Raw genomic sequence first — 12,624 nt, forward strand, 5'->3', positions numbered from 1 at the left:
GGATAGGCACTCTGGCGCCCAGCCAGGCCGTGGTGCTGCAGCCCGGTGATCGGCTGAAGCTCGATCACAGCGCGCGCGTGGATGCCTCCAAGGTTGCAGTCAAGGTGGATCGACCGAACGTTGAGCAGGTTATGGCGTGGAAACGCCACGAGGCCGTCTTCCAGGAAACGTCGCTTGCCGATGCGGTGGCAGAGATGAACCGCTACAACCGAACGCCGGTGGTGCTGTCTGGCGATCTTCTGTCGACAAACCTGCGTGTCAGCGGTGTATTCCGGACTGGAGACAGCGCCGGATTCGCCCGCGCAGTAGCTGCGTTGCATGGTTTGAAGGTGAGCGAAAGCAGTGGACGGCTGGCGCTCGAAAACTTTCACTAGAGCAAGCACTGGCAATAACTTTCTCGACAGGCCCGTCATCTAGTTGTCACTCCACCGACAACAGAACAAGGGTACGAGATGGTCCGCAAGACGAATACAACAGGCCGCCACCGCACACACTGGCTGCCCATTCCCCTAGCGATTTCGCTCATGCTTGGCTGCTGCCTCGCAGGCGCGGTCGAACCACCGCCGGCTGCCCGCTATGCGATCGAGCAGCCAGCGCAAGACCTGGGAAACGCGCTGCAAGCCATTGGTCGGTTGACAGGCACCTCCGTGCTCTTCGAGCGGCGGGTTGTCTCGGGACGGATGGCCAAGCCGGTATCGGGGCGCTTTTCCGGTGCGGAGGCTATCGCCGCCGCGTTGGAAGGCTCCGGTCTGGAGGCCCACATCACGCAGGACGGCGCAGTGGTCGTGCGACAGCCAGTGGCACCGGGAAGCGCACCACCAGCGCCGGCGAGCAGTGCGCCTGCAGTTGTCCGGACCAGCGCGGCGCTGAAAGTTGATCAGGTCCGGGCTCTTGAAGCTCAAGACACCGACCACGGCAGCGATCCCGGCCATGCGCATGAGGGCCCTCACGAACTGACACGGGTCGAGGTCACCGGCTCGCGCCTGAGGCGGGTGGATTCCGATGGCCCCGCGCCGGTGAACTTCTACACCAAGAGGGACATAGAGCAGAGCGGGCAACCGACGCTGCAGCGATTTCTCGCCAGCCTCAACGAGGTGTCAGCGTCGGCCGGGGAGGGCGGCTTTGCCAACACGTTGGGGCAGGGAACGGTGCAACTGCGCGGCCTGCCGCTCGGGTCGACGCTGGTGCTGATCAATGGCCGGCGCGTGCAGGCCATGGGATCGTCAGCGGCGAACTTCTTCAACCTGAATCTGATCCCGATGGCGGCCATCGAGCGGGTCGAGGTGGTGCCGGTCGGATCGTCTGCCGTCTATGGCGGCGACGCGCTGGCCGGCGTCGTAAACGTGGTGCTGAAGAAGTCCATCGACGGGCAGTCGATCGCGGTGGGCGCGGGCAAGGGGCGGGGCTTCAGCGACGGCAACGTGTCGCTGGCCACCGGCGGCAGCGGCGCTGAGGGCAGCTACCTGCTGATGGGCTCGTACAGCCGCACCACGCCGCTGACGATGGCGGAGCGAGAGTTCTTTCGGGACGCGGACTACCGGCGCTTCGGCGGCGCGGATGCCCGAGTGCGCTACTGCACGCCGGGCACAGTTAGCAGCCTGAACGGCGGCAATCTGCCTGGGCTGAATTCCAGCTTCGCGGGCATCCCCGCCAACCCCGCGGGACGGGCGTTGAGCGTGGCGGACTTCCAGGCCTCGGCCGGCGTGGCGAACCTGTGCAACCTGTATGCCAACAACAATGGCATCACCCTCGTGCATGGCACCGAGAACCTGGGGCTGCATGCTCTGGGTGAACGGAAGTTGGGCGACGGTTGGACGGTGTTCGGCGAGTTCACCTATGCGGACGAGCGCCTTGAGGGCAAGGACCTGGGACTGTCGGTCAACTTCGTGACGGTGGCGGCCGGGAACCCGTTCAACCCGTTCGGACAGGACGTGATGGTCACCGGGTTCCTCGGGCCGGAGAACGGGCTGCAGGGCCTGGCGCGGCAGACGAGGTTCACGCGTGCGCTGGTTGGCGTGCGCGGCGAGGTGGGTTCGAGCTGGGATGCGGAGCTGACGGCATCCACGGTGCGGGACCGGGGCGGCTCGCAGAGCTTGAACGCCAACGTCGACTACACAGCGCGTGCTGCCGCGCTGGCAGCAACCTCTACGTCGGCGGCGCTGAACCCGTTCACGACGGGGCGAGCGGCCAACGAGAAGGTATTGYGCGGCATCTGGAAGGACAACATCCGGCAGAGCAACGGACGCAAGGACCAGCTCAGCGGCCTGTTGCGCGGCACTGCGTGGCAACTGCCTGCCGGCCCGCTGGAGGTGGTGGTGGGCGCCGAGGCGGCGCGGGACTACTACGACGTGTCGTTTCCGAGCCAGGGCGAGTTTCATGATGCCAGGCGGGATTCGGCGGCCTATGGAGAGATGCGAGCGCCGCTGTGGCGCGCGGCAGGCACGGAGCGCGGCGGCTGGGACCTGGCGGCCTTGACGCTCGCGGGCCGGCGCGACAGCTATTCGGACTTTGGCTCGGCGAACACGTATCAGGCGGGGTTGGAGGTGAGACCGTCGCGCAGCTTCCTGATCCGGGCGTCGACGGCGACGTCGTTCAAACCACCGACATTGCTGCAGACCAACGTGGACGATTCGAGCTACGGGGCCGAGCTGTTCGGCCTGGTGGACCCGGCGCGCGGTGGGGAGGCGGTGACGTCGGGCACGGTGGTGCGCACGACGAACAAGGCACTGCAGCCGGAGCGCGGCCGCGCCCAAGCCATTGGCGCGGTATGGGAGCCTGAGGGAAGCCTGGGCACGCGGTTGAGCGTGTCGCAGTGGCAGGTGCGTATCCGCGGGCTCATTGCGCTGCTGCAGCCGCAGACGGCGCTGGACCATGAACAGCTGTTCCCCGGCTTCGTGACGCGCGGGCCTTCCGTCAACGGCCAGCCCGGTGTGATCACCAGCATCAAGCAGGCCGAGGTGAACTACGGCAGCGTGAACTCCGCAGGCACGGACCTGGACGCCGCATATTCGTGGCGCAATGAGCTGGGGCGCTGGACGGTGGCAGCAGGCGCCACGCGGGCCAGCAAGTACCGGGTGGTCCTTGCGCCGGGCACGGACGAGGAAAACCGCCTCGGTCGCAGGTTCGACGACTTCTGGGCGCCGCGCTGGAAGGGGCGCCTGTCGGTGGTGTTGGATAAGGGCTCATGGAACCTCGCGCTGACGAGCCGCTACCTGGACCGGTACCGTGACTCGGACAGTGCCGGGAGCCCCCTGGGCAACTTTTGGGTGCACGACTTGGCCGGCAGCCTGAACCTCAAGAAGCTGTGGCCGGGCCTCCTGCCGGGGTTCAAGGCGGCTTCGGTGTCGTTGAGCATCGCCAATGTGGCGGACCGCGAGCCGCAGTTCGTTCAGAACGTGCCGTACTACGACGTCACGCAGGCTGACTGGCGCGGGCGCTATGCCAGCGCGCGGCTGTCGCTCGACTGGTAGAGCGCGCCTGACGGCCGCAGTCCTCGCGGCTTTCTCACCCATTTGCAGCGACCCGTCTCGACACGGAGCGGTGTGCTGCGCTTCGAATATCAAGCAGTTCAATGCCTTATCAACTTCTAGCGCTGATGTGCGCTCTTTTCTGCTCAGCAGTCTCGGCCGCCGCCCAAACCTCGGGCGGCCCCCCCGTCCGCGACGTGGTGGAGTTCAAGCGAATCGTCTATCCGCAGGACCACAGCGCCGACGCGCTACAGGAACAGGTGTCTCCCGACGGCACGCGGGCGTTCATCGTCACTCGCAAGGCCGACGTTGCGACCGACAGGAACCGGTACGAGATCGTGATGCTGCACCTCACGCCGGATCGGCCCGCCGACCGGCGCATGCCGGCGCCGGAAACGGTGCTGTCGTTCGAGACCGCGCTGGACGGCGACTACCATCGCCCGCCGATCCAGGAGGTGCGCTGGTGGGACGACCGCACGCTGATGTTCCTGGCGCGACTGAAGGATGAAACCTTTCAGGTGTATCGGCTCGATTTGCCGACACGGGGCGTGGTGCAACTCACTCGCGAAACCAATCCCATCGTCTCGTTTGCCGCTGCGCGGGACATGAAGCGACTGGTGTATGCGGTTCAGGTGCCGAACCCGCCGCTGCGCGACGGTGCACGCAGCGTGGTGGTGGGGAACCAGTCCTTCTGGAGCGTCAAGTTCGGCCAGCAGGACCTGCGGGCGCAGCGCCGGATGTATCGCTACTACGTGGCCGATGCAGCTTTGCAGAAGGCACGCCCCCTGGGCGAGGCGTTTCTCGAAGGCAACACCGAGGTGCCGTACGTCAGCATCTCGCCCGATGGCCGTTGGGCCTTGCTGCCGCGCTACGAGACTGCCGCGCGAACGCGCGCATGGGAGCGCGAGTACCCGATGGTGGCGGAGCTGTCGAAGCTCTTCGACCTGTCTCGCACCGCGGATCCTCAGAGCTACTACTCCCGCCCGCAGTCGTACTCGGCGCGGCGGATGACTGCCTGGCGGCTAGAGGACGGCAAGGAGCAGGCAGTGTTGGATGCGCCCGACGGTGCAGTGCCATCTCGCGGGCCCGAACACAGGGACAGGATCTGGCAGGGGAACGGGGCGTCGGTGGTGTTGGCGGGGACGCATCTGCCGGTGACGAAGGGCGGGAGGACATCTCTCGCGTCGCACGTCATCGAGTACTGGCCCGACAGCGGCCGGTGGCAGACCATCGCGACGCTGGCGGGACGTTTGGAGGAGGTGCACGCGCTGAGCGGCGGGTTCGTGTTGGTGGACAGCGGCAAGCGGCGCGAGTTCCGCAGGGCTGTCGGCGACGTCTGGCGGGAGAGCGCGGCCGGAACGGTTCCCTTGGGCAGCACGCGGCCGGTGTGGACGCTGAGCGTGGCGGAGGGGCTGAACCAGCCGCCGGACGTCGTTGCGACGGGGACGGCTGGAAATACGGTGCGCCTCACCACGCTGAATCCTCAGTTCGAAGCTGCCACGTGGGGAGAGATGAAGCCATATTCGTGGCAGGACGCCAAGGGGCGCCGTTGGGAGGGCGGGCTGATGAGCCCCAGTGGTGGCGTGGATCGCAGCAAGCGGTATCCGCTGGTCATCCAGAGCTATGGGTTCTCGCCTGATCGCTTTTACCTGGACGGCCCCAACCTAGGCAACGGCGCCACCAGCGGGTYTGCGGGGCGCGCCTTCCTGCGCGAGGGCATGCTGGTTCTGGACATGYCGTGGCGGCCTGTAAAAGGCACGGTGGTAGAGGAATGGCAGGCGCTGCAGCGGTTCAACGAGGGCGTGCGCGGCGCCGTGGATGCACTGGTGAAGCAGGGGCGCGTCGACCCGGCCCGCGTGGGCATCATCGGATGGAGCGGGACGGGGGAGCGCGTGTTGAACCTCGTGACGTTCTCGGACCTTCCGATCCGGGCGGCCAGCCTGATCGACGGCGACGCGAACACGCTTTTCTCGTTGACGCTGACCTACGGAGCGAATGATGCGATGTGGAAGCGCAAGGAGCAGATGAACCGCGGGCTGCCCTTTGGCGGCGGCTTGGCGGCGTGGACGCGGAACGAGCCGGCGTTGCACACCGACTGCATCCGTTCGGCGCTGCGCATCGAGACCTACGGTCCCTGGGTGTTGAACAACTGGGACATCTACGCGCTGCTGCGCCGGCAGTACAAGCCGGTGGAGATGGTGGTGATCCCGGGTGGGGCACATGGGCTGTCGCTGCCAAGCGAGAGGATGATTTCGTTGCAAGGCAATGTGGACTGGTATCGCTTCTGGCTGAAAGGCGAGGAGCGGACCTCGACGTTGTGGCCTGCGGAAACCGTGGAAGGCCTGCGCGGGCAGAACGCGGCGTGGCGGCAGATGGAAGAGATGAAGCGTGCGGATGACGCAAAGCCTCGCTGTGCGCGGGGATAGCTGGTCACGATTGACCGCTAGGCCGGTTGCAATTGACTCGGTCGACGGTTCTAACCTGACGCGTGCGGCCGCTTCGCAGGGCGGCTACTGACGCTCGCGGCCGGCGTCCGTAGAGCAGCAAAGTGCCCAAAGCGGAAATCCGCCGATCCGCGGCAACAGGCTGATCTGAGTCGTTCGCGCTACGCGCCTTGACGGCAGCAACTAGGCAGACCGGTCATTCATTGCGACAAGCCCTGACCTTCAGCTTCACCCGAGAGAACAGGTTGCTGACATTGAGCCGCTCGTGAAAGCGCCCCGGCGAGCGGGGCGCTGAATGGTGGGGGAGGTCTGCTCTTACCCAGCTAAACACAGAGACGATTCCAACCTTCCTCAGTGGCCTGCTGCCTTTACCCCCAGAGACCTGGCACCAGAACACTTGCATTTCAGGCTGAACACCTTGCTCATTTCTTGCTCCTTTTCCCGGTTTTCACCGTGACTGAGAACTTGAACTCCAACATCGAGACGATGGAGGCTAAGAGCACCAGGCCACCTGGAAGGTCTCCGAACTGTCCGCCTGCGTAAAGCAGAGCAGGTAAGTCGTTAACTGAGGGTGATGGTAGCAAGGCTTCGGGCGGTGCGTCTTAAGCAACGGCAGTCGATGGCTGCCCGCCAGTAGTGCGCGCGGCTGGGGGCGGTGCTGTYCCGGGTGCTGGAATCTACCGGCAACTAGCTGACTAGAATGAGCGGAAAGCCAGTCGCGCTGGCTTGCCCGCCCACGAGGCGAAGTCGGTTTCGACAGCGTGACGACGAATGAGTTCTGGCTTGGCCTTCAACGGTCGCCTGACTCGGTGTGTGGGCGCATCGGTGTTGAGGTGACCGCGGAGACCACTCGCCATGACAACCCTCATTCCGGCAGCCCAGCTCGACCAACTGCGGCGCGACGCCAAGCGGCTCGGCCGCACCCTTTCCATTCCCCACGGTGAAGCGCTCGACCGCATAGCGGCCGAGCGCGGCTTCAAGAACTGGTCATTGCTGGCCAAGCACCGCAGCGGCAGCTCCAACGGCCCCACAGCCCCGCCGGCGGCCCCGTCCCAAGCGCGGCCTCCGGCTGATCCTCGTCGTCGGTACTACCTGCACGGGGACCAGTACGAGGAAGACCCTTCGCGTTACTACTGCGCACATTGCGACGTGTTCTTCAAGGCGGACCACTTCGCGTCCCATGGCGCGCACACGGCTGAGCGCGCCCTCAGCGCTGAGGAGCACTGGGCCAAGCGCGACGCGCAGTCCAAGCTGACGTGGCGTAGGCCGGACAACGCGGTCAACGTGCTACGGGCGCCGGCTCTCGCTGCGCGGGCGCAGTACCAGGCCCTTCGGCCGGCGTTCAGCGGCTGGCTCCTGACACAGGGCCGGCGTTTCCGCGATGGTGAGCGCAGGGACGACGTGGGGCTGATGGCCGCCAGCCTCGTGCGCGCTCGTGGGCTGCCGAAGACTCCGAAATCGCAGACGCAGCTACGGGAGCACTACCAGCGGCGAGGCGAGCATCGCCTCGAGCTCGAAGCGCTGGATGCTGCATGGGCTGAGTTCCTGGCGCTCCAGGCGGAGAAGCCGTAACGAGCGCCCAGGAAGCCCGGCCATCAAGGGCCAGGCTCCGCACGCGCTCAGGCCGTGGTGCGGCCGCGACGCTTGCCCCACTTGGCTAAGGCTGCGTCAAGGGTCTGCCCGCGGCGGGGCTCAATCGACGCTCGCACCTGCTCTGGCGTCACAGCACCATCCTCAAGCAGGCGATCCAGCTCCTCTTCCCAGCGAATCGTCCGGTGCTTGCGCACATGGTCGACGACGCCACTGAAGCCACGGCCCTTAAATGGCACGTTGGCGTCCGGGATGAAGGCATCGCAGATGTGAACCGTCTCGCCGCCGACTGCCACCGGAGCCACGCCGGCGCACGCAACCAGGCGCTCAAAGAACCGGTCAAGCTCGTCGCTGCCACGCAGCCGGACAGTCTCGACTACGGCCTCTTCAACCTCAAGGTTGTGGCCGCCGACGAAGAACAGCACGTCGTCGTACTTCAGCAGGTCGCTGAAGTCGGTGTAGCTGGAGGTCACCAACATGCGACGGTAGCCATGGGCGTAGGCGCTTTCGACGCTGGAGAGGAACGGCAGCTCCCTGACCACGTCGGGCACCATCATGTCCTTGGCGGGCGTTCCGCGGCTCCGCGGCTTGATACGGCACGCCGGGCCTACCGCCTCAGTGAGCGGCAAAGCAGCAGCGATTTGTTCTACGCCCCAGTGCTCCTCCCAGACGCAAGAGCTGAGGACGAGCACACCAGTGCTGCGCTCTTTCAGGCGCTGCTGAAGAAGGTCGAGGAGCTGTCGGGGCAACGCATCGGTTGGTGCGTTGGCGGTGCTGACGATTCGCGGAACAACGGGTTGCACGAACGGGGTACGCCGGCGCAACTCGCCCTCCTCCGTCACGATGCCGGTCAGCGCGGGATAGCACTCTCCGACGTAGGGCGTGACCGAACGAATGGCGAGCTCGATGTCCTTGAACATCAGCTCCGGTTGGGGCGTGTCGATGAGAACGGCGACGCGGTGGCCGTCCAGGTCGGCCCGCAGGCAGGCCCAGTCAAGCTTGTTGGCGCTGTCCTCCCAGGATTGCTGGTTCAACTGCACCGGGCCCACGACGATAAGCGTGCCGCTAGGCACTCTGGCCAGCCCCTTCGACGACAGTCCCCATTCGCCCAGGTCGATGGCGCCTTCCCAATCGCTCGCCGCGGACTCCGCATAGACCAGTTCGCCGTCCGTTGCCTCTTCGTACTGATGCAGGAGCGCGTTGATCGCCTCTTGTGACGTTGTCACATACACACCTGACGCTGGCCCGGTTGGCCAAATCTGCGGCGGGGCGGCACCAGCTCCACGAGCGGTGCCCGGCGGGCTCAGCGCGGAAACGAGTTCCTGCGCCGTGAGCTCGACGTTGTGCCTGCTGCGCAACCGGTGCGCCAAGCGCGCGATCGTGCTGCCGTTTAGTTCGCAGACCGCCACGCGGTCGGGGAAGGCGTTGACCTCAGGCCAGTTGCGCAGGCCTGGCAAGGCAGCAATCAGGTCGAGGGACTGAGAGTGCCCGATGGGCACGTTGTGTTGTTCCAGCAGGCCGCGAACGAGCCCTGCCAGCAGCTTGAGCTGCGGGACATCCATGCTTCACTCCTCGGGCGTCAGAGCCGGTACACGCTTTGCGGGCCGCCCGTGGGGAAACACGATGGGGTGGCACTAAGTACAAGAGTCCGTCTTCGTCCTACCCCGAAGGGCGCGTGCGGCAGGTGACGGCGACCGGCGGCAAAGATAGCACGATGGTCCCGGCTGCGGGAAGCCCACCTACCGTTTGGGCGGACCGCATACCGCTTCGTGGCTCGCCTTTATCCGTCGACGGTCCCCGTAGCGGGCATTGCCACCCCGTTAGGCGTCGGACCCTGCGCCAGCCTGCACGCCGGCTCTGTCCGCTTCCATCGCTAGGCTGGCTAGTAGCCGCGCCATTTGCTTGAGCCTCTTCTCGTTGCTTGTGTGGCGCAATGCGTCGCCGACGACTGTGAACGATCCATTGCCATCGTGCTGCCCGACCGTGTCGTTCCAGGTCGGCAGCCCCAAGGCTAGAACCTGGTCGTCGGAGAAGGTGAGTCCTTTAAAGACGTCGTAGCCGCGGTCGCACAGGCGATACAGACCGTCTGGCCATCGCGAATTGCTCCGCTCTAGGACATACGGGGTGCGCTCACCGATGAGCTCCATCATTTCCCCACGGTCGCCTTCGGCGACCTTGTCAGCGATGAATTCCAACTGCCGCGCCCATCGCATCACCTCGGTCACGCTGCTGTGACGCTTTAGCTCGCTTGGCTTCAGGATGCGTGTCGGCAGCTTCGGCAGCGGCTCGTCGAGTCGCTGCCAAGCAAAGGTCGCGACAGGCACTTCCTGCCCTGCGCCTTTTGCAATATGCGCGCTGAGGCCGTTCMAATCGCGGAAGCCGCGTAAATGGGCCACGCGCTCGAGGGCCGCCGCGTGAGAAAGCTCTTGTCCCTTGGAACGCGCTTCTTCTCGAAGGCGCCGAGCTTCACCCTTCAAGGCATGCGCCGGGCCACGTGGCTGGACAGGACCTGGGTCAGAGGAGGGAGAATCCATGGCTACTCCATCACCGGGCACTTAGAAGGCGTGGTCCGCGTTACGCCGGCACCGGGTGGGTTAGACCACGAAGTGACGGAAGATCATTCAGGCAGATTCACCAATCCTCAAGGTGAGGTGCGAACGGCAGGGCTGCCACCCTGGACGCAAGTCTATCGCCGAGTGAGTAGGCACAGCAAGGTGTCGCGAACGCGGCTATTCGCCGTTCTTCAGCCGTCGCAGGAAGGTCCTGGCGGTGACGAGCGCCAGATGCAGACGGAAAGTGCTGCGGTCGTCGTCGGATAGCCCAGGATGCGAGCCTTCGGTGTGCAGCATCTTGAAGAGCCCGTTGACGTAGTTCTTGCCGTCGTTCGTCCACTCGTTGCGAGGCTTGGACAGGAACCCGCGGTCTGCCAGCCAGGCGCGACGGTTTTCGGAGCTGCCCTTGGCCGCGGCCTCAACTGAGTCGATGTTGTGCGCGATTTCGTCGAAAAGGCTCTCAAGGAATGAGCGTGCTTGGCTGTTCGCTGCGGCTCAGTCACCGCGGGTGTGGGCTTCGATGGCTTGGTCGAGGTGGCCGAGCGCCGTCCTGAAGCCGAAGTGCTTGAGCAACTCGTGGACCTCGTCATCGGCCGCCGGAAGGTCAAGTTCATCGGGAAGTGCAGCGCGCAGTAGCGGTGAGTTCGAGGAATCATCCTTCCAGTCGACGACGAAGCCGTCCAACGCCAGGGCTCGCAGCAGGCGTTTCTGCTCTGGCCATGGGCTGTCCAGGTTCACCATCAGGGCCACGGCCTCGCGTACCGCCGCTTCGGCGAGGGTGACGGTGCCATCCAGTGTGTGAACCAGCTCCGTTCCGTTCGCAAAGATCAGGCGGCCTAGTTGCGCAGCCTTCTTGGGCACGCTGATGGAGGTGTCGGAGGAGATGTGCTTCTCTTGCGCCAGCCGAAGTACAAGCTGGTCAAACTTGGCCTGCGAGAGACGGGCTTCAAGCATCGCAAGGGCAGTAAGGATCGTGGGGCGGGTGAAGTGGTTCTGTCGCATGGTCTCGGCATCTTTTCTGTCTCGCTGCTTGTGCGGAAGCGGAGGCAATCAAGCACTACACATAAGGCTAAAGCTCAGCTGATAGGTCTCGTGTAGGTACTTCTCCACCACCGAAAGCAATAGCAGTTGGCTCGCGCTGACCTTCGCCTTTGAAACCCCCGGCTGAACTGCGAACACGGAGAGGCGCAGTTCGCACCGTTTGCTCAGGTCTCTTAGCTGGATGAGTCGGACGTCGTCGCCAAGCTCGAACCGACTCGGACGTCCGGCATCGGTACGCTGCTCGTTGCGTTTGAGTAGGTGGTTGAAGAGGTCCTTGCGCCGATCACGGTTGTGCAGCCACGCGATGCTGCGTTGAGCTTGGCCGCAGACTACGTACAGGTCGTCCACGCGAGCACCTGGCTCGGGCTGGAGCGAGAACTTGCAGTGATAGAGCTCGACGTATATGACCTTCGGCGAATTCTTGTCGTCGAGGCGGATGCCGACGACGTCGGCTGCTTCGCCAGCGCCATCGTCGTCAAATACCACCTCGTAGCCGCCGTGTTGCTTCAGCAGCTCGATGACGCGATATTGAACCGAGTCGGCACGCTTCTCGTCGTGCTGCGACTCTTTGGTGATGTCCACGCCGGTCCAGTCGATCACGTCTAGTTTTTCGACTGCGTATGCCTCCGGCGGTTTGACGAGCTCAACGTAGAGGTTCCCCTCAAGGGCTGACCCGTCCGCGAACCAGAACGTGGGCGGGGTGTCAGTGAAGTATTCGCAGAGGTCGACCTCATCGCCGCGCTTGATGCGCGCCGTTTCCGCCCCTTCATAGACAAACCGGAAATCCGTCGACTCGGCGTCGATGCGGCGTAGTTCGAGCCGCACGCGGACTTCTCGGCTATCTGTAAAGACCCGGATGACTAGAGGCTTGTCGGGAGCACCATCGACGAGCTCGATGCCTAGGTCGGTGAGTTTGTGCGGGAGCCCCGACGGCCAGGTGAGCGTGGTCATCGACTCGATCACCTCAAGGATGTCCGAAGGCCAGTCCACACCGATGGCGGCAACGTTTGGTCGCGCGTCAACTTGGCGCGGGATGAGTGTTCCCTTGAGAACCTCCTCCGTGTTGATGGAGTTGTCGACAATCTTTGTGCCGATGTGGCGGCACCATGCGATGAAGGTGTCCACGCGCAACCTTTGTGCCGACCAGACGCGCCCGCGTTTCGCGGCGCCAATCGAAGTCCGCGAGCCCTTCTCAAAACCGACGCCGGCCAGCACGGCCTTCCTGGCCCCTTGCTTTGTGCTTTCGGAAAGACGTGATCCGACGTCGGCGCCCATCCGCCCGGTGTAGCGAATCTGCCGACCAAAGTGCTCATCAAGGCCGACGTTGGTCAAAAGGAGCCGATTGATTCCATGGAATGTTCGGTAAACGACGGGGTCAACGACCAAGGTGGCGTCCTCACCGCAAAGTGCCTTTGCCAGCTCTTTGAACTCGCTACTGTTGCTCGAGCCGTGTATGAAAAGAAGGTTGCGAGGCCGGTCCCAGAACGCGATGAATAGTTCCCAGCTGTAGTCCTGGACGGTTGCCACATC

Annotated in this window: 6 protein-coding genes and 2 pseudogenes; 4 read left to right on the forward strand and 4 right to left on the reverse strand. The window is 64.5% G+C overall.

What is annotated here, in order from left to right; genetic code table 11:
• The 4 genes and pseudogenes from ACXJKR_RS11710 to ACXJKR_RS11725 form a co-directional block, all read left to right on the forward strand.
• A pseudogene (locus ACXJKR_RS11710) lies at positions 1–374 on the forward strand (FecR family protein); the annotation flags it as partial.
• A gap of 78 nt (positions 375–452) precedes the next feature.
• Complete coding sequence (locus ACXJKR_RS11715) at positions 453–3,470, forward strand: TonB-dependent receptor plug domain-containing protein (RefSeq protein ID WP_457322988.1); 3,018 nt, start codon at positions 453–455, stop codon at positions 3,468–3,470.
• A 101-nt stretch (positions 3,471–3,571) separates the two neighbouring features.
• Positions 3,572–5,893, forward strand: coding sequence for an alpha/beta hydrolase family protein (locus tag ACXJKR_RS11720; protein ID WP_457322989.1), 2,322 nt, complete (start codon positions 3,572–3,574; stop codon positions 5,891–5,893).
• A gap of 873 nt (positions 5,894–6,766) precedes the next feature.
• Entirely contained in the window at positions 6,767–7,483 is a 717-nt protein-coding gene (locus ACXJKR_RS11725; protein WP_457322990.1) for a hypothetical protein, read from the forward strand.
• Positions 7,484–7,530: 47 nt separating this feature from the next.
• Here ACXJKR_RS11725 and ACXJKR_RS11730 read toward each other — a convergent pair whose 3' ends face one another.
• From ACXJKR_RS11730 to ACXJKR_RS11745, 4 genes and pseudogenes are all read right to left on the reverse strand, one after another.
• A complete protein-coding gene (locus ACXJKR_RS11730; protein ID WP_457322991.1) occupies positions 7,531–9,063 on the reverse strand; it encodes a hypothetical protein in 1,533 nt (510 codons plus the stop codon).
• 258 nt (positions 9,064–9,321) lie between these two features.
• On the reverse strand, positions 9,322–10,035 hold the full coding sequence (locus ACXJKR_RS11735; protein ID WP_457322992.1) for a glyoxalase superfamily protein: 714 nt from the start codon (positions 10,033–10,035) through the stop codon (positions 9,322–9,324).
• A gap of 513 nt (positions 10,036–10,548) precedes the next feature.
• Entirely contained in the window at positions 10,549–11,055 is a 507-nt protein-coding gene (locus ACXJKR_RS11740; RefSeq protein ID WP_457322993.1) for a hypothetical protein, read from the reverse strand.
• Positions 11,056–11,103: 48 nt separating this feature from the next.
• Positions 11,104–12,624, reverse strand: a pseudogene (locus ACXJKR_RS11745) (restriction endonuclease subunit R); the annotation flags it as partial.

Source organism: Roseateles sp. P5_E11 (genome assembly GCF_054049355.1).